Source organism: Rhizobium sp. FKY42 (genome assembly GCF_005222835.1).
Classification (GTDB): Bacteria; Pseudomonadota; Alphaproteobacteria; order Rhizobiales; family Rhizobiaceae; genus Neorhizobium.
In genome coordinates, this window is the sequence record NZ_STGA01000026.1 from 15,559 (window position 1) to 42,437 (window position 26,879).

17 protein-coding genes are annotated in these 26,879 nt (G+C 57.3%); 11 read left to right on the forward strand and 6 right to left on the reverse strand.

Annotated features, from left to right (window positions below; all coding sequences use genetic code 11):
* The first annotated feature begins 73 nt into the window (after positions 1–73).
* The 3 genes from E8M78_RS09330 to E8M78_RS09340 are packed head-to-tail and all read left to right on the forward strand — an operon-like array spanning position 74 to position 3,959.
* Entirely contained in the window at positions 74–1,357 is a 1,284-nt protein-coding gene (locus E8M78_RS09330; RefSeq protein WP_137134797.1) for an FAD-binding oxidoreductase, read from the forward strand.
* A gap of 47 nt (positions 1,358–1,404) precedes the next feature.
* Positions 1,405–2,946, forward strand: a complete 1,542-nt coding sequence (locus tag E8M78_RS09335; RefSeq protein ID WP_137134798.1) for an aldehyde dehydrogenase family protein — start codon at positions 1,405–1,407, stop codon at positions 2,944–2,946.
* A gap of 17 nt (positions 2,947–2,963) precedes the next feature.
* On the forward strand, positions 2,964–3,959 hold the full coding sequence (locus tag E8M78_RS09340) for a P1 family peptidase (RefSeq protein ID WP_137134799.1): 996 nt from the start codon (positions 2,964–2,966) through the stop codon (positions 3,957–3,959).
* 18 nt (positions 3,960–3,977) lie between these two features.
* Here the strand turns inward: E8M78_RS09340 and E8M78_RS09345 are convergent, their stop codons facing one another.
* Positions 3,978–5,342: an APC family permease gene (locus E8M78_RS09345; protein ID WP_137134800.1), complete on the reverse strand. Its 1,365-nt coding sequence runs from the start codon at positions 5,340–5,342 to the stop codon at positions 3,978–3,980.
* 537 nt (positions 5,343–5,879) lie between these two features.
* Between E8M78_RS09345 and E8M78_RS09350 the strand changes: the two genes are divergently transcribed.
* A complete protein-coding gene (locus E8M78_RS09350) occupies positions 5,880–6,869 on the forward strand; it encodes a crotonase/enoyl-CoA hydratase family protein (protein WP_137134801.1) in 990 nt (329 codons plus the stop codon).
* 12 nt (positions 6,870–6,881) lie between these two features.
* Here E8M78_RS09350 and E8M78_RS09355 read toward each other — a convergent pair whose 3' ends face one another.
* Both E8M78_RS09355 and E8M78_RS09360 read right to left on the reverse strand, forming a co-directional pair.
* On the reverse strand, positions 6,882–9,371 hold the full coding sequence (locus E8M78_RS09355) for an ATP-binding protein (RefSeq protein WP_137134802.1): 2,490 nt from the start codon (positions 9,369–9,371) through the stop codon (positions 6,882–6,884).
* Positions 9,368–11,518, reverse strand: coding sequence for an EAL domain-containing protein (locus E8M78_RS09360; protein ID WP_137134803.1), 2,151 nt, complete (start codon positions 11,516–11,518; stop codon positions 9,368–9,370). Before E8M78_RS09360 ends, E8M78_RS09355 begins: the two co-directional genes overlap by 4 nt.
* A gap of 325 nt (positions 11,519–11,843) precedes the next feature.
* Between E8M78_RS09360 and E8M78_RS09365 the strand changes: the two genes are divergently transcribed.
* Positions 11,844–12,245, forward strand: a complete 402-nt coding sequence (locus E8M78_RS09365; RefSeq protein WP_137134804.1) for a hypothetical protein — start codon at positions 11,844–11,846, stop codon at positions 12,243–12,245.
* 117 nt (positions 12,246–12,362) lie between these two features.
* On the opposite strand, the gene E8M78_RS09370 is transcribed toward E8M78_RS09365, so the two are convergent.
* Entirely contained in the window at positions 12,363–12,590 is a 228-nt protein-coding gene (locus E8M78_RS09370) for a DUF1674 domain-containing protein (RefSeq protein WP_137134805.1), read from the reverse strand.
* A 129-nt stretch (positions 12,591–12,719) separates the two neighbouring features.
* Here E8M78_RS09370 and htpX point away from each other — a divergent pair, with 129 nt between their 5' ends.
* The 4 genes from htpX to purH all read left to right on the forward strand — a co-directional run bounded on the left by htpX (position 12,720) and on the right by purH (position 18,687).
* On the forward strand, positions 12,720–13,682 hold the full coding sequence (gene htpX, locus E8M78_RS09375; RefSeq protein WP_137134806.1) for a zinc metalloprotease HtpX: 963 nt from the start codon (positions 12,720–12,722) through the stop codon (positions 13,680–13,682).
* On the forward strand, positions 13,679–15,079 hold the full coding sequence (locus tag E8M78_RS09380) for a transcription antitermination factor NusB (protein ID WP_137134807.1): 1,401 nt from the start codon (positions 13,679–13,681) through the stop codon (positions 15,077–15,079). The genes htpX and E8M78_RS09380 overlap by 4 nt, the downstream gene beginning before the upstream one ends.
* A gap of 204 nt (positions 15,080–15,283) precedes the next feature.
* On the forward strand, positions 15,284–16,975 hold the full coding sequence (locus E8M78_RS09385; protein WP_246658283.1) for a heparinase II/III family protein: 1,692 nt from the start codon (positions 15,284–15,286) through the stop codon (positions 16,973–16,975).
* Between the two features lie 95 nt (positions 16,976–17,070).
* The gene (purH, locus tag E8M78_RS09390) at positions 17,071–18,687 is read left to right on the forward strand and encodes a bifunctional phosphoribosylaminoimidazolecarboxamide formyltransferase/IMP cyclohydrolase (protein ID WP_137134808.1); all 1,617 of its coding nucleotides are present in this window, start codon (positions 17,071–17,073) and stop codon (positions 18,685–18,687) included.
* 55 nt (positions 18,688–18,742) lie between these two features.
* Here purH and E8M78_RS09395 read toward each other — a convergent pair whose 3' ends face one another.
* Together E8M78_RS09395 and E8M78_RS09400 are read right to left on the reverse strand one after the other, a co-directional pair.
* On the reverse strand, positions 18,743–20,107 hold the full coding sequence (locus E8M78_RS09395) for an MFS transporter (RefSeq protein WP_137134815.1): 1,365 nt from the start codon (positions 20,105–20,107) through the stop codon (positions 18,743–18,745).
* Positions 20,108–20,229: 122 nt separating this feature from the next.
* Complete coding sequence (locus E8M78_RS09400; RefSeq protein WP_137134809.1) at positions 20,230–24,984, reverse strand: NAD-glutamate dehydrogenase; 4,755 nt, start codon at positions 24,982–24,984, stop codon at positions 20,230–20,232.
* A gap of 174 nt (positions 24,985–25,158) precedes the next feature.
* Between E8M78_RS09400 and pdxY the strand changes: the two genes are divergently transcribed.
* Together pdxY and E8M78_RS09410 are read left to right on the forward strand one after the other, a co-directional pair.
* A complete protein-coding gene (pdxY, locus tag E8M78_RS09405) occupies positions 25,159–26,031 on the forward strand; it encodes a pyridoxal kinase PdxY (RefSeq protein WP_137134810.1) in 873 nt (290 codons plus the stop codon).
* A gap of 131 nt (positions 26,032–26,162) precedes the next feature.
* Entirely contained in the window at positions 26,163–26,804 is a 642-nt protein-coding gene (locus E8M78_RS09410; protein ID WP_137134811.1) for a carbonic anhydrase, read from the forward strand.
* Positions 26,805–26,879 lie beyond the last annotated feature (75 nt).

A 26,879-nucleotide genomic window follows, 5' to 3' on the forward strand; every position in this document is an offset into this window, starting at 1 on the left:
TGAGAAGAATTCGATATTCATGCCTTTGACGCGGCTGTAAAGATAGGTCGTCAAGCCTTCGGAACGATGATCCATGCTCAATGATCCCCGCACCCACGGCCTGTGGGCAAAGACTGCACCTGCCGCCCCGCCGACGACGCCCCTTACCGGCGACAGGACGGCCGAGATCGTCATCATCGGTGGCGGCTATACAGGTCTGTCTGCGGCTCTGCACCTTGCAAAGGCGGGACGCTCCGTCATCCTGCTGGAGGCCAAGGACATCGGCTTTGGTGGTGCAGGACGAAATGTAGGCCTCATCAATGCGGGAATGTGGGTCATGCCGGACAATCTTCCCGGCGAACTGGGAGAGACCCACGGAGAACGCCTGCTGAACCTTCTCGGCAACGGCCCTCAGACGGTCATGGCACTCATTGAACAGCACGGAATAGAATGCGAGTTGACGCGCTCGGGCACCCTTCATTGTGCCGTCGGCGACGATGGCTTGAAAGAAATTGAAGAGCGCGCTCGGCAGTGGCAGAAACGGGGTGCACCCGTTGAACTGCTCGATGCAGCAGAAGCGGAACGACGTATTGGCACTCGCGCCTATCGCGGTGCGCTGCTGGATCGTCGCGCAGGAACGCTCCAGCCACTTGCCTATGCTCGGGGTCTGGCCAATGCCGCCATCAAGGCGGGCGCACTGCTTCATACGGGAAGCCCGGTCATCGGCTGGCAGGCTCGCGGCGAGCGCCATATCGTTTCCACCGGCACCGGCAGCGTGACCGCAAACTGGGTGATCGTCGCAACGGATGCCTATACCACCGGCCCATTCGAGACAGTGCGGCGCGAGCAAGTCTATCTGCCCTATTTCAACCTCGCGACCACACCCCTCTCCGACAATCTGCGGCGTTCCATTTTGCCGGAGCGCGAGGGCTGTTGGGACACGAAGGAGATTCTCTCATCCTTCCGCATGGATGCCAGAGGCCGGCTGGTGTTCGGATCTGTCGGCGCACTTCGAGGCACTGGAACGGCCATCCACAAAGGCTGGGCCCGTCGCGCCCTTGCCAAGCTGTTCCCACAACTGGGCGAAGTGGACTTCGAGGCCGAATGGTATGGCCAGATCGGTATGACCGACAATGCCCTGCCACGCTTTCACAAATTCGCCGATCGCGTCATCGGATTTTCGGGCTACAACGGACGCGGTATTTCACCGGGTACGGTGTTCGGCAAGGTTCTCGCCGCGCATGTTCTGGGCGAACTGCCAGAAGCTGATCTACCTTTGCCGCTGACTGAACCAACCGAACCGCTGATGAGACCGATCAAGGAAGCCTATTACGAGCTTGGAGCACAGATTGCTCACCTCGCGGGCGATCGATTTTAAGCGCTGAACGATCAGATGATCATGACCAGAAGACGAGAAGGACCAAGATGAGCCTCGCCACTCTGAACCTTGCCGCCGAAGCGGATACCATCCTTGCCAAACTCGGTGTGGCGCCCTCCGCCTACAAAGGTGGAACATTGGCCGTCCGGTCCCCCATTACTGGCGCAGAGATCGGGTGCCTTTCTGAGCTGACATTGCAGCAGGCTCAGTCTGTCATTGATGCGGCGCATCAGGCTTTTCAGGAATGGCGCCTGGTGCCAGCCCCAAAGCGCGGTGAACTCATCCGTCTCCTTGGCGACGAACTGCGCGCCGCCAAGGCGGATCTCGGCAAACTTGTATCCATTGAGGTCGGCAAGATCACGTCAGAGGGTCTGGGCGAAGTACAGGAAATGATCGACATCTGCGATTTCGCCGTCGGTCTCTCACGCCAGCTCTACGGCCTGACCATTGCAACGGAACGGGCAGATCATCGCATGATGGAAACCTGGCATCCGCTTGGTGTCGTCGGCATCATCTCTGCCTTCAACTTCCCGGTTGCGGTCTGGGCCTGGAATGCGGCACTCGCGCTGGTCTGCGGCAATGCCACCGTCTGGAAGCCCTCTGAGAAGACGCCGCTGACAGCACTGGCCACGCAGGCAATTTTCGAGAAGGCGCTCAAGCGTTTCGTGGCTGAGGGCGGAAAAGCGTCGGCCAACCTCTCGACACTCCTGATCGGAGGCCGCGATATTGGCGAAGTTCTGGTCGACCACCCGAAGGTGCCACTGGTTTCTGCGACTGGTTCCACCGCCATGGGTCGCGCCGTTGGACCGCGGCTGGCGAAGCGCTTTGCGCGCGCTATTCTGGAGCTGGGCGGAAACAACGCCGCCATCATTACCCCGACAGCGGACCTGGATCTGACGTTGCGGGGCATTGCCTTCGCTGCCATGGGGACCGCCGGTCAGCGCTGCACGACGCTTCGTCGTCTTTTTGTCCACGACAGCGTTTATGAAAACCTCGTGCCACGCCTGAAAAAGGCCTACCAATCGGTTACGATCGGCAATCCAACGGTTGACGGCAATCTTGTCGGCCCGCTGATCGACAAGGCCTCATTCGAACGGATGCAAAAGGCCATCGAAGCTGCCAAAGCGGAAGGCGGCACAGTGACCGGCGGCGAACGCGTTCTCGAAGCCGAAGCTGCTGATGCCTATTACGTTCGTCCGGCCATTGTCGAGATGCCATCCCAGTGCGGCCCGGTTATTGAGGAAACCTTCGCGCCTATCCTCTATGTCATGAGGTATTCCGACTTCGACGCCGTGCTCGACCTGCACAATGGTGTGCCGCAGGGCCTGTCGTCGTCTATTTTTACCAATGACATGCGCGAGGCGGAAACCTTCATCTCGGCACGAGGATCCGATTGCGGCATCGCCAATGTCAATATCGGTCCGTCAGGCGCTGAAATCGGTGGCGCCTTTGGCGGTGAAAAGGAAACCGGCGGCGGTCGAGAATCCGGCTCCGATTCGTGGAAAGCCTATATGCGCCGCGCGACCAACACGCTGAACTATGGCCGGACGCTGCCGCTCGCCCAGGGCGTCAAGTTCGATATCGCCTGACAGGCAGGAGGCACCGCATGGCTGAAACGCTCAATCTTCTCACCGATATCGAGGGCTTGAGTGTCGGCCATGCGACCGACCTGAACCTGGGGTCAGGAGTCAGTGTCGTTGTGTTCGATGAACCGGCGGTTGCTTCCGGTACCGTTCTGGGTGGCGCACCCGGCGGACGAGACACCGCTCTTCTCGATCCAGTCATGACGGTGGAAAAGGTTGACGCACTGGTCCTTTCCGGCGGCTCGGCCTTTGGCTTGGATGCCGCAGGCGGTGTACAGGCAGGTCTTCGCGAAATTGGACGCGGCTTGCAGGTTGGTACGACGCGCGTTCCGATCGTGCCGCAGGCAATCCTCATGGATTTGTTGAACGGCGGCAACAAGGATTGGGGCCTGCATTCGCCCTATCGAGACATGGGGTATGAAGCATTCAAGGCGGCTAGGTCTGGCCGTTTTGATCTTGGAACAATCGGGGCAGGCACAGGCGCAACCACAGCAACCTTCAAGGGCGGCTTGGGTTCGGCGAGTGCAATGACCTCCACCGGCCATCGAATCGGAGCCCTCGTTGCGGTCAATGCGCTGGGAACGGCGACCGTTGGCGAAGGTCCGCATTTCTGGGCTGCTCCTTTCGAACAGGGTGATGAATTCGGTGGCCTTGGTCTTCCTCCGAAATTCACTGCAGATCATCTGACACTACGCCTGAAGGGCGTGAATCTGACGGCAACGACAATAGGGTTAATCGTAACCGATGCCATCCTGACCAAGGCACAGGCGCATCGGCTATCCATCATGGCCCAGGATGGTCTAGCGCGTGCCATCATGCCTGCTCATCTGCCTGCGGATGGCGACACGGTCTTTGCGGCCTCCACGGCCAGACGTTCTTTGGCACAGCCATCCGATTTCATGGAGCTTTGCCATCTGGCGACGCTAACATTTGCCCGGTCAATCGCCCGCGGCGTTTACGAGGCGCGCGCACTCCCCTCTGAAAACAGCCAAAAAGCCTGGCGAGACCACCACACATAACCTGACGAAAGGTCCGTCTCAGGCCGGCTGCACGCTTGTCTTCATGACCCGCACAGTTATGAACCAGAAGAGGATCCCGACAGCGATCAGAATTCCGGCAATTGCATATTGAACGGGATCACGACCCGTCCATGGACCAGCGAGAAAAACGCAGCTGATCGCGCCAAGGACAGGCACGATTGTAGGCGTGCGAAAATGCCTATGCTCTACTTTGTCTTTACGCAGAACCAGCACGGCGACGTTGACAATCGCGAAAACGCAGAGAAGAAGCAGAGCAGTGGTTCCCCCGAGCGCGGGCACAGCACCGACGAAAGTGATCAGCAGAACGGCGATCAATGTCGTGAAGAGAATGGCGATATAGGGAGTTCGTCTTTCCGCATGCACACGACCGAGCAAGGCTGGCAGGACGCCTTCTCTGGCCATTCCGTAGATCAGCCGACTCGCCATCATCATGTTGATCAGAGCTGAATTTGCGACGGCAAACATGGTGATGATGCCAAAAACGCTGATTGGAAGGCCCGGCGCCCCCGCCTGAACGACTTTAAGCAGAGGCGTCTCGCCCTCTCCAAGATCCGCCGCGGGGACGAGAGTAATGGCCGATATGGCAACCAGGACATAAATAATCCCTGTTATGATCAACCCACCCAGCAACACCTTGGGAAAGATGCGGCTTGGCTCCTTGCACTCCTCTGCCATGTTGACCGAATCTTCGAACCCTACCATCGCAAAGAAGGCCAGGGTGGTACCTGCGATAACAGACCAGAAGATGCCATGATCTTCAGCAGGCTGGAATGTGAATGCGCGGGAAACATCTCCCTGTCCCCCCATAATCGCCCATAAGCCGATTCCGATAATGATCAGCAAACCGCTCAACTCAACAATAGTGAGCAGCACATTAACCTTCACGCTCTCGCCAACGCCTCGAAAATTCACGGCTGCAACCAAGGCGATGAATGCCAGTGCCACCAGCGTGACAGTCAGCCCGCCGGAAGCAACGCCGGTTGATGCCACGAAATTTGCAGCAAAGGCTCGTGAAGCGGTCGAGGCAGACGTGATACCCGACGACATTACCGCGAACGCAACGAGGAAGGTAAGGAAATGAATACCGAACGCCTTGTGCGTATAGAGGGCGGCGCCCGCAGCCTTTGGGTATTTCGTGACCAGTTCCAGGTAACTGAATGCCGTGAGCAAAGCGACACCGAAAGCGACAAAAAAGGGTAGCCAGACTACACCACCAACCTCGGCAGCCACCTGTCCGGTCAGCGCGTAAATGCCTGTCCCAAGAATATCGCCGACAATGAAGAGAAGCAGGAGGCCGGGCCCCATGACCCGTTTGAGTTCATGGGCCTTACCCAGGTTTTCCGCCATCGCGCTGTCTTTCATGCTGACCCTCCCGCGCATCTTGGAACCTGCATACGGACAACGAAATCTCTCGATGCAGTTCCAGGCAGTAGTTAGTGCGGACGCCCCCAATTCCGAGTAGGTCAAAGACGGAAAAGCAGGAAAGGATCGTCCTCGATCACGCCAGCAGTGCTTCCTTCTCTCGAAGGCACGGCTCCAGACGTTGAGCAGTTCTGGATCATGTTCAATTTGGGACATTTCAGGGTTGATGGTGGAAAGTGCCTGGTTCTCCGATGGCACGCAGGCTTTCGGGATCTGCAAAGAAAATCGATCAGGCATGTGACAGAATTGGTCTGCACCATCGTTGACCGACGAACCGCCGAGGAACTGCGCCTGATCTATAGTTGATGACCATATTCATGTATCATCTAACTATCTCGAATAGCATCTGAATTAGAAACTGAGAAGCTTAAACGTTAACCATGTTTGTTATCCAAGCTTAACAAAAAATTAATAATAACTCTTCGCAGATGCGGTAGGTCTGATAATGTGTCGGCTAAGCGGCTGAGGGTTATGCACATGGCGGAAGTGACGGACTACGAGCGTTTGGCCTATCAACTTATAAAAGGCCATCCAATTTTGGGACAGTTTCCGGAAGGGCTGGATGACGAAAAACGTGTCAACGCGACACATGTCAGAGAGCGCCGCGAAGGCCTGCCGCCAGAACTCAGCTTCGCTCTCCGAGAGTGGGAAAATCTCAAGATCAAGGTCGATCCGGCGAACCGGACACTGTGGTACTACATGACGCCACACTCGGCGCCCAGTTTCACACCAGGCCTGCTGAGCGATCTCATCGATTTCCGTAACACGGTTCAGTCCATCTATCATCGCACCCCAGCGGAACAAAAACTGCTCTATCTGGTAAGCGGCTCCGGCCTGCCAGGCATTTATAACCTGGGCGGAGATCTAGGGTATTTTGCACAGCACATCCGCTCGAAGGACCGCGAGCGTCTGCGCCGTTATGCGCATGATTGCATCGATCTGATGTACTCCTGCGCCAGCAGCCTGGGCCTTCCTATCATCCTGATATCCCTTGTTCAGGGGGATGCGCTTGGCGGAGGTTTCGAAGTTGCTCTCTCGTCAGACATCATCATCGCGGAACGTTCTGCAAAGTTCGGTCTTCCCGAGATCCTCTTCAATCTCTTTCCGGGCATGGGAGCCTACAGTTTCCTATCCCGCAAGCTGGATCCAGCTCGTGCGATGAGGATGATCACCAGCGGCAAGGTCTACACGGCAGAAGAACTGCAACAGATGGGCCTGGTCGAACTTGTCGTCGATGATGGAAAAGGCGAGGAGGCGGTTCGGGACTATATCGCCCGCAACAGCCGCAAGCACGCCATTCACAGGACCATCCGAGATGTAGGACGCCGAGTCAATGCGCTTACCTATGAGGAGCTTCGAGACGTCGTCGATCTGTGGGTGGACGCTGCGATGAATCTGGATGAACAGGATTTGCGAAAGATCGAGCGTTTGCGAGCCGCTCAGGCCAAGCGGGTTGGCTTGATCTGACTATACTCCTCTTCAGGATGCCCGCCTCTTGCGTGAATCCAGCTCCTGCCGGAAGCGATCGATTTCCTCGTGCAATTCATGAACGTGGATTTCGCCGCTTTCACTGAGTTCACGGTCGGCAATCTCCCGCCAATCCAGGCACATTTGGTAAATGCGCATGGCGCCGACATTTGCCGCGGCGCTGCGCAAGGCATGCGCAGAATTGCGGAACTCCCCGACATTCTCCTCTGCGACGGCATTTGCGAGCGCCTTCATGGCATTGGCAGAATCGTCCACGAATTGCGTCAGCAAAGCGTCAACGAATTCATCACCACCAAGCTGCGCCAGAGCGGCAGTTGTCCCGGTGTCGATGACCGGCTGCTCTAACGTCGAGGGGGGATGCGCGTCTGTGCCGGTCTCCTCGGATGATTCGCGCGCAACAGGAATGGCGCCATCGAGCAGACGATCAATCTCAGCAAGCAACCGCTTCGGCTCGATTGGTTTCGTCAGGCACTCCATCATGCCGGCATCGAGACATCTTTGTCGAGCCTCTCCGGTCGCATCTGCTGTAAAGCCGACAATTGGGATCGCAACCGTCCCGAGGGATGCGAACCGATAGAACTTCGTCGCCTCGACACCGTTCATGACGGGCATATTGACGTCCATCAGCACGAGGTCGAAACCACCCTTCAGCATCAGCTCTACTGCATTCTCGCCGTTATCGGCGATCTCGAAGGTGTGACCACCGCTCTCCAGTGTTTTGGCGATGACCATCTGATTGGTCTTGTTGTCATCCGCAATCAAGATTCGGTATCCGGCCGTGGCGGTAGGCTGGTCGTCCAGAATCAGGGGCGCTCCGCTCAAACCGGCCAGATGCTTCGCCAGCTCCATGTCACTGCCATTGGTCACCGCGACAAAGAGGTTCCGGTCGAAGTCTGGAACCGGCAAAACGGGATCGACGAGTAGAACGAGAACCGGCTCGTCTTCTCCCTTGTCCGGCTGCAGCAACGCGTGGGCGACTTCGACCGCCGTCGGATCTGTCAAGGCGGCATCGATCAATACAGCGGGACGCGAGATTCCCTTCGCTTGAAGCGAACGGATGCGGGCTATGGCAGCCTCTAAGCCGGTGACAGGTGACAGTCCCGCGACAAGTGCACCGACGTGATGCCGTTGCGATACGAGTATCGGAGCCGCTTCGGATCGATCCGGCGCCTCAGCCACGTCTACCGGCAGATGGAATGAGAAGACACTGCCACGACCCAGAGCGCTGGAGACGGAGATATCGCCCCCCATTGTACGTACGAGTTGGCGAACGATGGCCAGACCGAGACCTGTTCCGCCAAAACGGTCCATGATACTGCCATCAGCCTGTGTAAATCGCTCGAAAATGCGCCCATGAGCAGACGGATCGATACCGATGCCGGTGTCAACCACATCAATCAGCAGATCCCCGCGTTCATCCGTTTCCGAGCGGAACCCAATCTCGAGCCGCACATAGCCGTGCTCGGTAAACTTTACCGCATTACTGGCAAGGTTCAGGATGACTTCCTCAACATGGCGGCGATCGGCAACGACGGCCCGTGGCGTACCAGGCCGGATATGGATGGCAACACGCAAGCCCTTCTTACTTGCGCTGACGCCGATCATGGCCCGGACGTCGCGCAGCAACGCCGATACTTCGATTATTTCGCTCTTGATCGTCATTTGCCCGGACTCGATCCGTGCAAAATCCAGAACTGTTTCGATCAGTGACAGTAGCGAGCGCCCCGAAGCACCGATAACGCGAGCCATCTCATGCTGTTCAGTTCTCAGGCGCGCAGAGACGAGAAGATCCGCAAGGCCGATGATTGCATTGAGCGGCGTACGCAGCTCATGGCTCATGCTGGCCAGAAACAGGCTCTTCGATCTGCTGGCTTCCTCGGCCTGCTGCTTTGCTTCGGAGAGTTTTCGAATGAGCTTCGAGGTATAGGCGGGTATCACGATCAGTGCTGCTGCCAGTCCAATCGAAACGCTCGGCTGGCTCTGCCAGAATGGAGTGTTTGCGTAAACGACGCCGAAGCAGACAAGTGCCGTGACTGCCGCAATCGCCAGATATGTCAGGCCGAAACGAAAGCCATTTCCCAGCACGGCCCAGAAATAGACCAGAATGAATGCTGCACCAGCCTCGCCACTGATATGGACCCCGAAGGAAAACAGCCCCAGATCGGCAACGATACCAATGAGGCGGCGAACGTGGGAGACCCCGGGCGAAACAAGCAGATGAAGGAAAAGCGCGCCGGCAATCGCCTCAAAGACGAGGGCGGGAACGGCGGCAATCTGCAGGGCAGTCGTTGCAGCATCCGACCCCATCATGTGCGATATCACAAGATAGATCAGGAATGTCGACGACAGCAGCAGTCGATTAGCGGTCAGTTCATGCTCGGTATCAGGACGCTGCTTCAGGAGGGCCCGCATGTCATAAACGGATTGCGAGATCGACTGTCTGAAGAGGCGGCTGAAGTCATAGGGACGCAAGCCGGTCATGCTGTCAACTCGAGTTTACGACTGGCACGCACCATGGCGATGAAGTCTGTTGCGGGCATGGGCTTTCCGTAGAAGTAGCCCTGCATGACATCACATCCGTCTGCCTTGAGAAGATTTGCCTGCGCTTCGGTTTCAACACCTTCCGCAACAACCGTCAGGCCGAGGCTATGTCCAAGATTGGCGACCGTCCGAACGATCGCATGATCGCTCGGGTTATCGACCATATTGCGAATGAAGCATTGGTCTATCTTGATCCGGTCGAGCGGAAACTGCTTGATGTAATTCAAGGATGAATAGCCAGTTCCGAAATCGTCAACCGAAATGGTCGCACCGAGCTCAGCGATCTGCCGCAAGGTAGCGACTACCGACTCGCTGTCCTCCATGACGATGTTTTCCGTGATCTCGAGATCAAGGCAACGCGGATCGAGTTGCGTAGCAGAAAGTGCCTTGACGACCAGCGCCGAAACATTGACGCGCTGGAACTGGATAGGCGAAAGATTGACGCCGATCTTGATGGGACCAAGGCCCATTCGGTGCCAGGACTTGGCTTCACGGCACGCCTCCATCAGCACCCATTCATTGATCGGAACGATCATGCCGTTTTCTTCGGCGCGCGGCAGGAATTCGCCGGGCGACACCATCCCCCTGTCGGGACTGTTCCACCGCAAGAGCGCCTCAGCCCCGATGATCTGCCCTGTCGCTGAAGAGACTTGCGGCTGATAGTAGAGCTCGAACTCCTTTCGCTCGATGGCAAGGCGCAATCGACTGTCCAGCGCCGCGTGGTTGCGTGTGCGCTCGGCCATATTCGTTTCAAACAGCCGGAACTGATTCCCGCCCCTTTGCTTGGCCTGCTGAAGAGCAAGCTCGGCATTCTGCATGAGACGTTCATCCTCCGTTGCGTCGAATGGATAGAGAGTTACACCAACGCTTGCACCACAGGCCGCATCCTTGCCTCCAAACTCGAATGGCGCCCCAAGCGCCGTGACGATTCGATCTGCAAGATCGGCAGGCGGCATAGTGTGGCCGGAAATCGATTGGAGGAAACCGAAGTCGTCCGCTCCCACACGAGCAACGAAATCGTCAGGACCGGCAAGTGCAAGAAGCCTGCTGGCCACCTCCCGGAGGTAGGCGTCTCCGGCTTCGTGCCCAAGCAGATCATTGATGCTCTTGAATTCGTCAATATCCACGAGATGGATGGCAAAAGCACGATCACCGCGACGCGCGCGCGCAACTTCACGTCGCAGTCGGTCCTGGAAGAAATTGCGATTCGGCAGGCTTGTTACGGAATCATGTTGAAGAGCGTGCAACAGATGCTCGTCGGCCCGCTTTCGGTCAGTGATATCGAGTGCGCTTGTCACGACGCCCATGATGGCGTCGTGAGAGTCACGCAGTGGGCTCTTCGTGGTGAGGAAGACACGCTTCTCGCCAAAGCTGCTGGTCAGTTGGCGTTCGAAACTCATCAACGGCTGGCCGCTTCGAATGACCTTGCGATCCAGCAACCGGTTGGGAGCAATGAGATCCGGGTCCACCAGGGCATCGCTGCTTTTCCCGACAAGGTCAGCCGGATCGCAGCCGAAAAAGCTTCCCGCGAAGTGATTGGCGAACAGGATGCGACCATCCAGATCGCTTGCGCTGACCATGGCGGGGACAGTATCGATGACCTGCGCCAGTCTCTCGCTGGAATCGCGAAGAGCCGCTTCACGACTTTCCTCGCTACTGGCGAGCTCCTGAGCCAGAACTTCTGCACGGGATTCCAGCAGTAACTGCTGTTTGCGCAGTTTAAGAAGATTGCGTGCGCGGGTGACGAACTCCTGATGATCGACCGGGCTTTGAAGAAAATCGGTGGCGCCGGCCTCAAGCGCACGCATGCGGAAGCTTCGTTCCTCGTAAACCGTAATGACGATGACCGGGATTTCCGAAAAGCCGGGAAGCACGCGCAAGGCCCGGATAAAGCCTTCGCCATCCATGACGGGCATTTTGTAGTCGGTCACGATCAGATCAGGCACAAGGCCTTCACCGAACTCCTTCAGCGCGAGCGACGGATCTCCAAAAACACGGATAACCATGCCGTTTTCGATGGACGAGGCAAGCCTCTCGAAAATTCGGCGATTGGTCTCCTGATCATCGAGAATGACAATGAGGGGCATCAGGTTTCCGATATCATTTCGGCGCGCTTATCGCACGCCGACAAAATAATCCACGTGCGCTTTCGAACACACAGTTCGACAATTCGCTGATATTAGATCGGATACCCGTTAAGATTTCGCTACCAAGATATGCAACCAAATCAAAACAATACATTCATCCTCGCGTTGTATGTGTTAACGCGGGACGCATGTCACGGATCACAGAGTAAGCGTCTTATTTTAAAGGAAAATTGAATAGTTTGGCGCGATCGGTCAGGAGACGTCCGCAAGACACGACCGCCTGCCCGAGACAGACCGCGGATGAACAATGTCATGAGTGAGGACTATGACGCGTAAGGAAAAAGCCAATCGTCTGGACAAACTACGCAAACATTGGCACCGCGCCAACAGGCAGGAGCGGCTTGAGTTTCTCCGCGAATTGGAGGCACTCTCCGACAATCTAAACCTGGATGCCGGCAACTTCGTACCGGGAGATAGGAAACGCGAGCCGATAGCGAATGGTCGCTACCTGCTTCCTTCTGCGGTCAGCCGTATCGAAGCCATCCTTCGAAATCGCAAGATCGGACCTGCCGAACTGGTCGCCGAGATCGGTTTTCCGGAAGATACCATGGCAATGACCAAAGCGCTTGTCCGCGGCAGGAGCCTCCGGCTTATGATGATTTCAGCGCTCGCAAACTGGCTGAACGATAATGAGGTGGCAGTGCATGCCATTCAGCATGACGACTAAAGCATGGTCCACGCGAAAGTGTGCGGCGGTTTTTCGGTCACGACATGCGTAAAAACAAAAACTTAAAGCGTGTTGCTTGAGACTGATAAGCCGCAACACGCTTTAGAACCAGCGTGCTCAGAAATCGATTGCGCGCCCGTTTATTTCCCAATCGCCGAATCGCGCCGGGTCCGCGCCGCCACGACCTCCATGCTCGACAGGCAGGTCGACCGGCATCTCTCCCTTTCGACGTTCCTCCGCTTCGCGCAATGCACGTTGAGCTGCTGGCGACAGAGCCCTGATGCGTTCTGGAACCGCCGCATCGGCTGAAGTTGAGATTTCATTATCATTATCGGGTGCGGGCATGGCCATCACGTCCTTGTTTCAGATGGTCGAAGATCGAACCAGTTGAAATGAAGGTTCAGTTCACCACATCATTTATGCCTGTTCCGCCACAGTTTAAAGGCCATATTGGACGTCTGGAAGGTCACGACGATGAATACGATGCGCACAGCCATGCTATTGGCGTTCATGACAGCCCTGTTCATGGGGGTCGGCTTTCTGATCGGTGGCAGAGGCGGGATGATGATCGCCTTCCTCATTGCAGCTGGGATGAACCTGTTTTCCTATTGGAACTCGGACAGGATGGTTCTGTCTGCCTATCGGGCACAGCAGGTGGACGAAAGCAACGCGCCGGAATTTTTCCGCATGATCCGTGACCTCTCGGCCAATGCGGGTCTCCCCATGCCAAAGGTCTACATTTATGAAAGCCCTCAGCCGAACGCGTTTGCCACTGGACGCAATCCGCAGAACGCAGCGGTCGCCGCCTCGACAGGCCTTCTTCAACAATTGACCCCAGAAGAGGTCGCCGGCGTTATGGCGCATGAACTGGCGCACGTTCAAAACCGGGACACCCTGACCATGACGATCACAGCCACATTGGCTGGCGCCATTTCCATGCTCGGGAATTTCGCCTTCTTTCTTGGCGGAAATCGCGAGAACAACAACCCGCTCGGTTTCATCGGCGTTCTCGTCGCGATGATTGTCGCGCCATTTGCGGCAATGCTCGTACAGATGGCGATCAGCCGCACACGTGAATATTCTGCCGATCGCCGGGGAGCTGAAATCTGCGGTAACCCGCTTTGGCTGGCATCCGCCCTTGCAAAGATAGCGGGCGCTGCGCAGGTCATTCACAATGCAGATGCCGAAAGAAATCCGGCAACGGCACATATGTTCATCATCAATCCTCTCTCGGGCGAGCGAATGGACAACCTGTTTTCGACGCATCCGAACACCGAAAACCGTATTGCCGCCCTACAGTCCATGGCAGCCGAATTCCGTTCGTCTCCCTCGACGCAAACCTTCACGGCTGCTAGACCAGCCCGGACAACCCGCTCTGTTCCCAACACTGGTTCTACGCGGGGCAATAATGAACCGCGCAAAGGTCCCTGGTCTTGAACGAAAACACGCAGAGCAAGAAAAAAAAGCCTCAAGGCCATTCGGCGGTTCGTCCATCAAAACCATCCTCCGCGCCCCTGGAAGCAAAACCTGGCTTGGACGTCCGCGTGGCAGCCTCCAAAATCCTTGCCGCTGTAATCGACAAACGCACACCTCTGGACGGGATGCTGGACGCAGGACATGGCAATCCCGTCTACCAGGCGCTGAACGATGCGGATCGCGCGCTTTGCCGAGCGATCCTGAACGCCACGCTACGCCACTTGCCCCGAATTGAAGCCGCCTTGGCCGCAATGCTCGATAAATCACTCCCCGAGGGCGCCCGGGCGCTCCAGCATGTGCTGACGACGGCAGCGGCCCAGATCCTGTATCTGGATGTACCATCCCATGCAGCGGTGGATCTTGCAGTTGAACAGGCCAATCGCGACCCGCGCAATCGTCGCTTCGCCAAGCTGGTCAATGCCCTTCTTCGTCGTATGGTGCGTGAGAAAGACGCCATTCTGGAGGACGGCCGAAACATCTCTCCGATGCCCGCATGGTTCCTGAAGCGACTGGTAGCAGCCTACGGACCTGAAACAGCAAAAGAGATCGCTGAATCCCAACTCACGCCCGCGCCAATCGATCTGACAGTGAAGAGCAATGCAGAAGACTGGGCAAAGCGACTGAACGGTCGTCTCTTGCCGACCGGGACTGTTCGTCTAGCTGCATTCGATGGCGCCATTCCGTCACTACCCGGTTTTGAGGATGGGGAGTGGTGGGTTCAGGACGCCGCGGCCAGCATACCCGCACAGTTGTTTGGCAATGTTCAGGGCAAGCGTATTGCCGATCTCTGCGCAGCCCCAGGCGGAAAGACGGCTCAGCTTGTCGTTCGCGGCGCAAAGGTGACCGCCGTCGAGCAATCGGCAAATCGCGCCAAGCGTTTGGCGGAAAACTTTGCAAGGCTCAAACTAGACGCAGAGGTCGTTCACACCGACCTGTTTGCATTCAGACCGGTTGAACTGCTTGATGGCGTTCTGCTTGACGCACCCTGCTCGTCGACCGGGACCACCCGCCGACACCCTGACGTCCTCTGGACCAAGGGTGTTTCGGACATCGAGAAACTTGCCGACCTGCAGGCCAAGATGTTGCGGCACGCCATCACGCTGGTGAAACCCGGCGGCCTGATTGTCTTCTCCAATTGTTCTCTGGATCCACTCGAAGGCGAGAACGTCGTTCGCGATCTCTTGGCCGAAACGGATGCCATAGAGCGGATGCCTGTTTTGAGGGCGGATTGGCCGGGTCTGGAAGATGCCATCAATGATTCTGGCGAGTTCCGCACCTCGCCCGCAATGCTTCCGGCAGAAAATGGCTATGCGGGCGGCATGGATGGCTTCTTCGCGTGCATCCTGCGGCGTCGGTAAGGGTTTCTTCACCATAACAGGCCAGACTCGGCTGCCAAGGTGTAGCCCGCCATACTCCTCCGAGAGCGATGGGCGCCGGGCGATTCCAGCTCAAACGACAATCATCGCTTGGGTGTCTGGAAACACCTGAAACAATTTGTTGGAGCTTTTCGGGCGATTCGTTCGTATCGCTTGGCACGCCCTTTCTCACGCATGTCGGTATTCATGATGCAATTGGCCGAGCGCCGTACACGACTATCTCTGGCACTGATGGAGGCCCGACGACGCCTTGGTCGTCGCATGGCGAGCCTTTGCATGTCCATAGGTCGAGCGTCGCAGGGAGTCCCTGAGCGTTTGATCGTTGCTCCAACTGATTTGCGCGCCGTTGATCCCTTCATCGCGGAGGAGATCCTGGCTGGCCGATTTCCGCTGGCTGGGCGCTTGCTGGAGGTCGAAAACGATTCGCCCTTTCTGCAACATCTTCCGTCCAAGGCCTTTGCAGAGCGCCTGCACGCCTTCTCCTGGATGCGGCATATGCGGGCACTCAAAACGGCCAAGGCGCGCAACCAGACGCGGGCCATCATTTCGTCCTGGCTCGCGATCCATGGTCACCACACAAGCGGCATAGCTTGGGAGCCACATGTCACGACGGAGCGCGTCATCGCCTGGCTGTCACACTCGCCGGTGGTGCTGAACGGCGCGGAAGCCAGCTTCTATCGCCGCTTCATGAAGAGCCTGGCCTTCCATAGGCGATATCTGCGCAAGATTTCCACCTGTGTGGGCGAAGGCGAAGTGAAGCTGCGAATCCACATCGCGCTCGCGATGATGTCGCTTGCCATGCCATCTTCTGCCAAGCTGGTGCTCAAGGATGGTCAGAAACTCGATCGCGAGCTGGAGAGACAGGTTTTGGCGGACGGCGGACACATCTCCCGAAATCCCCGCACCGCGCTGGAAATCCTGCTCGATCTTTTGCCGCTGAGGCAAACTTATATCAACCTGGGGCAGGATGTTCCCACCAAACTTATCCCCACGATCGACCGCATTTATCCGGCATTACGCTTCTTCCGTCACCAGGATGGAGATCTGGCACTTTTCAATGGAGCGACAGCCACTCCGGCGGCCGAACTTCTCGCAGCCCTGCGTTACGACGAAACCGGCGGCAAGCCATTCAAGGCGCTTCCTCATAGCCATTTTCACAGGCTCGCCGCCGGTGAAACCACAATCATCGTCGATACGGGCAAGGCCCATCGGCTGGATATCTCGCAGACTACCCATGCGGGTTGTCTGTCGTTTGAGATGTCGGCTGGCAGAAGCCGGTTCATCGTCAATGCGGGTATGCCACGCTTTGCGAACCGCAACTATCGGTTGATGGCGCGTTCGACCGCAGCGCACTCCACAATCACACTTGGCGAAACCTCCTCGTCGCGAATCCTGCAATCGAACTTGCTGGGACCACTCATTCTGGACGGAATCGAAGAGGTGACTGCTGAAAGGTGGGAGGACTCCTACGGCAACGATTGGCTGAAGGCGAGCCATGACGGCTATGTGAGACCCTTTGGCTGGGTGCACCGACGCGAGATCGGGCTCGCGGCGAAAGGAAACAAGATCAAGGGCCACGATCATTTCTTCCGTTCCGAAGATCAGATCGAACAGCTTCATGACGAGACCATCGCCGCAACCGCCCGCTTCCACATCCATCCATCGATCCTCCTGACGAAACTGCATGAAGACACCGTCATGCTAGAGGGCGCGGATGGTGAAACCTGGCTTTTCTCGGCACCGGGACAGACTGTGGATATTGAAGACGACGTCTTTTTCGCAGACGTGACCGGCATCTGCCCCAGTCAGCAGTTGGTAATCGAATTTACCCTGCCTCAAACGACAGATCTTCGTTGGATGCTAAAGAAACAAGGGTAGAACTGATTCGCATTCCCTCGAAGGTCAAGCTGTGCTAGGCGGCGCGCATGAAAAAGGCGCCAGCTGACGGGCGTCCCACCTGAACGGAGTGACCGATGGCCGTTGTTTCCAAAATGATCCCTGCCCCTGACAAAGTGAAGATCCGCACGGCGCTCTTGTCCGTCTCGGACAAGACCGGCGTCGTGGAGCTCGCACAGGCCCTCAGCAGCCACGGAGTACGTCTTCTTTCAACCGGCGGCACCTTCAAAGCGCTGGCCGCAGCCGGTCTCGAGGTCACCGACGTGTCGGATGTCACCGGCTTTCCTGAAATCATGGATGGTCGCGTCAAGACGCTTCACCCCGGTGTCCATGGCGGACTTCTCGCCATTCGCGACGATGCGGATCACGTCAAGGCTATGAATGACCACCAGATCGGCGCGATCGATCTCGCAGTCATCAACCTCTACCCGTTCGAGGAAGTCCGTGCCGCAGGCGGCGACTATCCGACCACAGTCGAGAACATCGATATCGGTGGTCCGGCCATGATCCGCGCAGCGGCCAAGAACCACGCCTATGTAACGGTGGTCGTCGATCCGCAGGATTATCCGCAACTCATTCAGGCGCTCGCGACGGAAGACGGCCAGACGGCCTACGCTTTCCGCCAGAAGATGGCAGCCAAGGCCTATGCCCGCACCGCTGCCTACGACACGATGATTTCCAACTGGTTCGCTGAAGCCCTCGACATCGAGATGCCGCGCTATCGCACACTGGGTGGGGTTCTCTCGCAGGAAATGCGCTACGGCGAAAATCCGCACCAGTCAGCAGGCTTCTACCTGACAGGCGACAAGCGCCCAGGCGTTGCGACCGCCTCGCTCATTCAGGGCAAGCAGCTTTCTTACAACAACATCAACGATACGGATGCAGCCTACGAACTGGTCGCCGAGTTTCCTTCGGAAAACGGTCCCGCATGCGCTATCATTAAACACGCCAACCCTTGTGGCGTTGCGATCGGCGACTCGCTGGTGGAGGCCTATAAGCGGGCTCTGGCCTGCGACAGCACCTCCGCTTTCGGCGGCATCATTGCCCTGAACCAGACCCTCGATGCCGCAACGGCAGAAGAGATCGTCAAGCTGTTCACTGAAGTCATCATCGCGCCCGATGTAACGGATGAAGCCAAGGCCATTATCGCCCGCAAGCCGAACCTGCGTCTGCTGACTGCTGGTGGCTTGCCAGACCCGCGCTCGCGCGGCCTGACCGCCAAGACGGTGTCGGGTGGTCTGCTGGTCCAGACCCGTGACAACGGTATGGTGGAAGACCTCGATCTGCGCGTCGTGACCAAGCGTGCGCCGACCGAGCAGGAACTGATCGACATGAAGTTCGCCTTCAAGGTGGGCAAGCATGTGAAATCCAACGCCGTGGTCTATGCCAAGAACGGCCAGACTGCGGGCATCGGCGCCGGCCAGATGAGCCGCGTCGATTCTGCCCGTATCGCTGGCCTGAAGGCGGAAGAAGCCGCCAAGGCCATGGGCTGGGCCGAGCCTATGACACGTGGCTCCGCTGTCGCTTCTGAAGCTTTCCTGCCCTTTGCGGATGGCCTGCTGTCGATGATCGCAGCAGGCGCCACGGCCGTCATACAGCCGGGCGGCTCCATGCGCGATGAAGAAGTGATTGCCGCGGCAAATGAGCATGGTGTCGCCATGGTCTTCACCGGCATGCGCCACTTCCGGCATTGATGTCGTTCAAAGATCCCGCGGCCGACAGATCGGCGGCGGGATCTTTTGCCTTTCGTCAGTCGGACGATTTGGCGGGATAGCGTGTGGCAAGAAGCAACAGGAATCCAGCTCCGAGAAAAACGATCAGCGTGGCCATGCCGAGACGGGCAGACCCCGTTGCATAGGTGACGATGGAAAATGAAAGCGTTGCCAGAAAGCTGGTAGCCCGACCGGAAAGCGCGTAAATCCCGAAATAGCGTCCAGCCTCGTCTACAGAAATGCTCCTGGCCAGATAAGAGCGTGAAGAGGCTTGAACAGGTCCGAACGCGGCACCGATCAGCACGCCGAAAATGAGATAGGCTTTCTCCGCCGACGTAGCGAAAGGGCCTCCGCTATCGACCGCAGGCAGCGAAACAAGACCGAAGATCGTGTAATCGATCCCGGTGGAAACAATGCCGGTCGTCGCAAGGATCAGGAGGATAAGGCTCCCGATCACCACGCGCTTTGAACCCATGACACGATCCAGGCGCCCGGCGATCAAACAACTGAAGATGGCCACAACATTGATCAGTATCCCGAAGAGCCCGATTTCAAGCGTTGCCCAGCCGAACATGCCTGCCGCAAAGGCACCGCCCAGAATCAGCACGCCATTCACGCCGTCCTGATAGAGCATGCGGGCAATTAGAAAGCGCAGGGTCATCTGACGGTGGGTGACGAGTTCCGCCACAGTGCTTTTTAATTGCGCGACACCTGCCCCAACGGCCTGGCGCAGGGGAAGGCCACGTGCGGCATCTGGTGTAAACAGGAACATTGGCAGTATGAAAATCAGATACCAGAGTGCCGCAAGTGGCCCGGTAATGCGAGCATCTTCCCCCTGCAACGGGTCTAGACCGAAGAGCGGAGAGAGGCCAAGCAGCGTTTTGCCGGTTGATGTATCACCAGCCAGAAATCCGACGACGAGTATCAGGACAATCATCCCACCGAGATAGCCGAGACCCCATGCAGTGTTGGAAATGCGACCAACCTCTCGCTCCGGTACCAGCCGCGGCATCATGGAATCATTGAAGACGATGGAAAATTCCGCTGCGATCGAGGCGAGGATCATGAAGGTGACGGGCCATAGAAGCGACGACCCAGGCGCTGCAAACCAGAGCATCGAAAGCGATGCAATCTTGATGATCGCGAAAAACAGGATCCACGGCTTGCGCGCGCCTGACTGATCCGCGATTGAACCTAGTACAGGTGACAAAACGGCGATGATGATCGAGGAGACCGTCGCCATGTTGCTCCACATGGCTTGTGCCGAAATCGGATCTTCCGTCAGTCGGGCTACGAAATAGGGGCCGAAGACAAACGTCGTGACGACAGTAAAAAAGGGCTGGGCTGCCCAGTCGAACAGCATCCAGCCCCAGATTCCGCGAGATGAAGCACGTGGCACCATCCCGGTTTGCGATATGATCACGCGGCCCTCTCCAATAAACTTGAAGCGAAGCCTTGCCGGCTTGCCCCGTTACCGGCTGCGACCAAAGGCAAGGTCCCAGCCGGACTTCAGGCGCTATAGGATCACCGAACCTGCGATTGGGCAAGATCGGTAAACAGGCTCGCTGCTACCATCATCTTCGCCAGCGACGTTTCACCGCCTTCGCTCAGCGCCAGCAACTCACTGCTGATGCGGTTCAGCCGAAGACGATCACTTGCCAGCCAAGCCTCCAGGGGACGCTTCTCGCTTCCATAGCCAGCCAGAGCAGCCGACACGATATCGCGTCGCGCTGTTGCAATCTGCTGCAGGCTACGCACCAAAGCCAGGTTCTCGTAGTGATCTGCCGGGCTGAAACGCTCACCTGCATCCAAGAAGCGATTGACCCGGAACGTATCGGTCACGCTGAAATAGACTTCGGTCGCCCGAGCGAGTGGTGCGCCACTGCGATCGGAGATAAGCATGATCTCCGGCACCAGGACGAGATTGGGAAGAAGATCCAGCTCGGTAGCCAGTTCCGTAGGCACACCCTTCGGCCAGTCTGTTGAATCAATCGCCGTCTTGGAGATTGCAGAGCGCAGGCTTTTCAAACCGGAACGGATGTTCTGGACAGCTTCAGCCACTGGCAAGGTAGTCACACCGGTCTGCAGGATGAAGATGGTAGCGCCCATGAAGATTTCACCGATGCGCTCGTAGAGGTCGTTTTGAACCTCGCCATCAAGCTTGCTGTCGAGTCCATCAACAGCAGCCCATAGTTTGGGCAGATCAAATGCATCGCGGGCGATGAATGCAGCCTTCACGGCATCCACCAGACCACGACCACTGATATCGCTCATCATCTGTGCGAAGCCGGGACCACCACGGTTGATGACTTCATTTGCCAGAATGGTCGCGATAATTTCGCGACTGAGACGGTGATGGGCAATATCCTCCGCAAATGTCTTCTGCATCTGCTTGGGGAAATAGCCTGTCAGCACCGCACCAAAATAAGGATCATCCGGCAGCTGGCTCGCCACGATCGCATCAAACAACACGATCTTGGCGTAAGACAACAGAACGCCGACTTCCGGCCGCGTCAGCGGCTTGCCGCTAGCATAGCGATCGGCAAGTTCGGCATCATCCGGCAGCATTTCCACCTTGCGGTTCAACTCGCCACGGCTTTCGAGCGCAGACATCAATCTTGCAAGCTCTTCGCGGTTCCGTAGACCACGGCGTGCCGTGAGCGAAATTGCCAGAGACTGCAGGTAGTTGTTGCGCAAAACCAGATGGCCGACATCCTCTGTCATTGAGGCCAGCAGCTTATCGCGCTTGTCGCGCGGCAAGCGGCCATCCTGCATGGCGGGGCTGAGCGCAATCTTGATATTCACCTCGACGTCTGATGAGTTGACGCCGGCGGAGTTATCGATGGCATCCGAGTTGCAGCGTCCACCGTTCAGCGAATAGGCAATGCGGCCCTTCTGGGTCACACCGAGGTTTGCCCCTTCGCCGATGACCTTGGCGCGCACTTCGCCTGCCGTAACGCGGATCGGGTCATTGGCACGATCGCCCACTTCGGTATCCGTTTCGGAAGGAGCCTTGATGTAGGTGCCGATACCGCCGAACCACAGAAGATCAACAGGGCTCTTCAGGATCGCCGTCATGATCTCGAAGGGTGTCGCCACATCCTTGTCGATATGGATCGCAGCCTTGGCCTGTGGCGTCAGCTTCACCGACTTCTCGGAGCGCGAGATGATCATCGCGCCCTCAGAAAGCACGGACCGATCGAAATCCTGCCAGCTTGAGCGAGGCAGAGCGAACATGCGCTCGCGCTCCTTGAAGGTCTTTTCGATATCCGGGTTCGGATCAATCACGATGTCGCGGTGATCGAAAGCGGCAATGAGGCGGATCTGCCGCGAGAGCAGCATACCATTGCCGAAAACATCACCCGACATGTCGCCCACACCCGCCACAGTGAACGGAGTCGACTGAATATCGATATTCATTTCGCGGAAGTGGCGCTTGACGGCCTCCCAGGCTCCACGCGCCGTGATGCCCATTTTCTTGTGGTCGTAACCGGCAGAACCGCCAGAGGCAAACGCGTCATCCAGCCAGAAGCCTGCTTCCTGCGCCAAACCATTTGCGGTGTCGGAGAAGGTAGCCGTACCTTTGTCGGCGGCCACAACGAAGTAGGGGTCGTCACCATCCAGACGCAACGTATCGGCGGGGCCGATGATATCGCCACCGACGATATTGTCGGTAATGGACAGCATCGTACGGATGAAGGTCTTGTAGGCGTCACGACCTGCGTTGAAGAACAGATCGCGCTGCGTTGGAGAAGGTAGCTTTTTCGGGAAGAAGCCACCCTTCGCACCGACCGGCACGATAACGGCGTTCTTGACCTGTTGCGCCTTCACCAAGCCCAGCACTTCAGTGCGATAGTCTTCACCGCGGTCAGACCAGCGCAACCCGCCACGGGCTACCTTGCCGAAGCGCAAATGCACGCCTTCCACTTCAGTGCCGTATACGAAGATTTCGCGGAAAGGCAGAGGCTGCGGCAACCCTTCCAGGCGGCTGGGGTCCAGTTTGAAGGCGAGAACAGCCTTCGGTTTTCCATCGGCATCCTTCTGGAAATAGTTGGTGCGCAACGTGCTGTCGATGAGGTTCACGTAGCGACGAAGCGTCCGGTCGTCGTCCAGGTTGGGAACAGCAGTGAGTGCGCCTTCGAGTGCTGCATGATGATCCGTCAGTTTCCGTTCACGCTGCTTGTCGCCGATGCTTGGATCGAAGCCGTCGCGGAACAGTTCGAACAGACGACGGCTGATCTGCGGATAACGCGCGAGGGTGTCCGCGATATGGGCCTGTGAGTAGACAATGCCTGTCTGGCGCAGATAGCGGGCAAACGCACGCAGGACATTTGTCTCACGGACCGAGAGCCCGGTGAGCAGCACCAGTCTGTTGAAGCTGTCGTTATCGACGGCGCCGGAGAAGGCGGCGAGAAACGCTTCCTCCACCAATGGCGCTTCTTTCACCATGTCGATGGAGCGCTGTTCCGTCAGCTCCAGCTCCATGTCATGCACGACGATGCGCTTGCCATCCGCCTTCAGGAACAGATCGAACGTCCGTTCGCTGACAACCTGGAAGCCGAGGTTTTCAAGAAGCGGAACGCGGCGCGACAGAGCCAGATGTCCGTCAGCATGGAAAATCTTGAGGGAAAGAACCTTGCGACTTTCGTCCGCAAGTTTGCGCTCATAGAGCGCAATGCGGATGGATTCACCCTGCCCGCAGGCCAGGATATCGTCCAGATCCTCTACCGTTTCTGCTGGCGTGAAGGCTTCCTGGAAGGCATAGGTCGTTTCCAGCTGCGGTACGTGGGGGCCAGCGAGAGCAACAAACTGCTCCTCCCAAGGCGTCGAGATATCGCGAATCGCATCTTCCAGCTTGCTCTGGGCGACACGCGGCGTCTTGCCGTCGCGGCGGCCAATGATGAAGTGTACGCGCGCTGTACCGCCTTCCGGGAATGCCGGATAATAGGCTGAAACATGCCCCTGGAAAACCTCGGCCAGATAGTGACCGATTTTCTCGCGAACGACAGAGTCGTAGTTTTCACGTGGAACATAGACAAGGATGGATACGAAGCGATCGAAGTGGTCGATACGAGCCAGAGCCCGCACGCGCGGACGCTCCGCCAGTTCCATGATCTGCTCGCAATAGCGCGCCAGAAGATCCGGATCGATCTGGAACAGATCATCGCGCGGATAGGATTCCAGCGTGTTCTTGAGCATGCGCCCGGAATGGCTCAAGGGGTCGAAGCCGAAATGCTCTTCGACCTTGGCGACCTTCTCACGCAACAGCGGAATATCGATGACAGAATGCGTATAGGCGGTCGCGGTGAACAGCCCGACGATCCGCAATTCGCCGGTCACCTTGCCCTCAGCGTCAAAGCGCTTCACGCCAACGTAGTCCATGTAGGCACGGCGGTGAACGACGGATTTCACATTGGCCTTGGTGACAATGAGATAATCCGGCCCCTGAAGAAACTGCAGGATTTCCGGCGTCGTGGTGACCTTGTCCTTGCCTTGGCGCAGCACCAGAACATCCGGATCAGAGAGAATTCCAAGACCACGGCCCTTGCCACGCTCGACGGTCGCGCTTTCGCCATCGCCGGAGTAGATATACTCACGCATGCCGAGGAAGATGAAATTGCCGTCGCGCAGCCAGCTCAGGAAGTCCAGTACCTCCGTGCGCTGCATCTTGCGGCCGCGCGCCACATTGTCCGGCAGTTCATTCATGGCAGCGTCGAGAAGATCCAGCATCGGCTTCCAGTCGCTGATCGCCGAGTGTACGCGGTCCAAGACCTGACGCAGGCGTTCGATCAGCGATTCGGCCTGCTCATCGCTCAGAAGCGCCAGATGGATCTGAATGAAGCTGACATGCCGTGCATTGGCCTGACTGCGCTCATGCGAATATAGCTTTGGGGAAGAGCCCGGCTCAAAATCCAGAATAGGATGGACCGCGAGCGTAATATCTCGATGCGTGCTGGTCACCTCACCCATGACGGAATCGAAGAGGAACGGCATATCCCGGTCGATAATGGTGAGGATCGATACGCGCTGACCATCAGGCTGAACGTCGTCTGAGGACGAAACGGTGATTCTAGCCGCATCGCCTTTCCAAGCCTTCAGCTCCTCGCCTGCATGACGCGCGGCGGCAGCCAGCATCTCCGGCGTATAGGCGGCGATATCATCGTTACTCGCCCGCCCGAACAGGATTGCCGGATCGATAAGGACCCCGCTATGGTCCGTCAGCACAGTTTGCGCCAACTCGATCTGCTTTTCCCGTTTCGGATTTTGCCTTACGGCCATGATTTCCTCCCATAGAGTTGTTTTTTGTATGAGATATTGAGGAATTTCTTGAATATTGCAGCCATATCAAAGCTGCATGGCAGCCTTTGGACAAGTTTTGGCAGAATTCAATACGTTTTGTTGGCGCGACCGTTGTAAAATCGATTCAACCGCTTCGAAAGGGTGCCGAATTTGATGAAAAACGATCAAAGCGCAGTCATTGTCATCTCAAGTCACGTGATTCGCGGGTCCGTTGGCAATCGTGCGGCCGTGTTCGCATTGGAGACGATGGGAGTTCCCGTATGGGCCATGCCGACAGTTCTGTTACCCTGGCACCCAGGCCACGGACCATCGACCCGCATGGTGACACCGCCTGACACATTCGAACAGATGGTTGATGATCTTATTCGCAGCCCATGGACTGGAGAGGTCAAAGCCGTGCTCACCGGTTACTTTGGCCACCCGGATCAGCCAGCCGCCGTCGCCCGACTGATCAATGGGCTGCGTCAGAAAAATCCCGATCTCTTCTATGCCTGCGATCCGGTTATCGGCGACAGTGGCGGCCTCTATGTGCCGCAGGAAACTGCAGAAGCGGTTCGTGATCATTTATTGCCATTGGCGTCCCTGGCAACACCCAATCGCTATGAGCTTGCCTGGTTCGCCGAAGCCGACCTGGACACGAATACCGCCATTGTGGATGCTGCCATCGCGCTCGGTCCTTCGCGAATGCTGGTGACGTCAGCGGTCTCGCTGATGGCTGGCGGAACCGGCAATCTCTATATAAGCGGCAGCACTGCGCTTCTGGCGGAACATCGATTGATCGAGAAAGCTCCCAACGGGCTCGGCGATCTGCTCTCCGCCATCTTCCTTGCCCGATTGCTTTCCGGCATGTCTGAAGAGAAGGCCTTGCAACTCGCGACTGCCAGCGTCTTCGAGATACTGGCGCGAACTGCAAAACGCGGCGCCGACGAGCTTGGACTGGAAACGGACTCTGCGAGCCTGTCAGCACCGATGGCTATGGTGCAGATGCGACATCTTATGCACCCATCACGCGCAAAACGGCGATGAATATTGGCATGATAGACCTTAGAACCTCAATCCGAGCAGCGCATTTGTGATTAAAAGACAAAATTGTTGAGCGAGCCCCATTACGGGTTTAAGCGAGAGGCATTGAATTCATCTGAAGGATATGCCTGACCATGAGCGATTTTCCCGTCTCCCTGCTGAAAGGCTACGAAGACTTCATGAGCGGGCGATATGTGGAGGAGAGCGGGCGGTACCGCTCCCTCGCCGAAAAGGGTCAGAAGCCGCACACGTTGATGATTGCGTGCTGCGATTCACGGGCAGCACCGGAAACCATTTTCAACTGCGGGCCGGGCGAACTTTTCGTCGTGCGAAACGTCGCCAATCTGGTTCCGCCTTACGAGCCGGACGGACAGTTCCACGCAACCTCGGCAGCACTGGAATATGCGGTACAAGCTCTGAAAATTCGCGATATCGTCGTGATGGGCCACGGCCGCTGCGGCGGCATTCAGGCAGCGCTGGACCCAATGGACGAGCCCCTATCACCGGGTGATTTCATCGGCAAATGGATGGGCATGCTTCGCTCGACTGCCGACCAGATCCCAAGCACGGAGATCATGACACAGTCAGAGCGCCAGACAGCGCTCGAACGCGTTTCAATCCGCAATTCGATTGCAAATCTGAAGACCTTCCCCTGCATCCGCATTCTGGAAGAAAAGGGCAGCATGCGCATTCACGGGGTCTGGTTCGATATCTCGACCGGCGAGCTTTGGGTCATGGATGGAAAGACCGGTGATTTCATCCGGCCTCAGGCATAACGACCTCCAAAGTCATGACCTCCACCAGAGGTGGAGGTTTGAAACGCTGCGCTTGAACCGCTAGAAGCGGTTTTG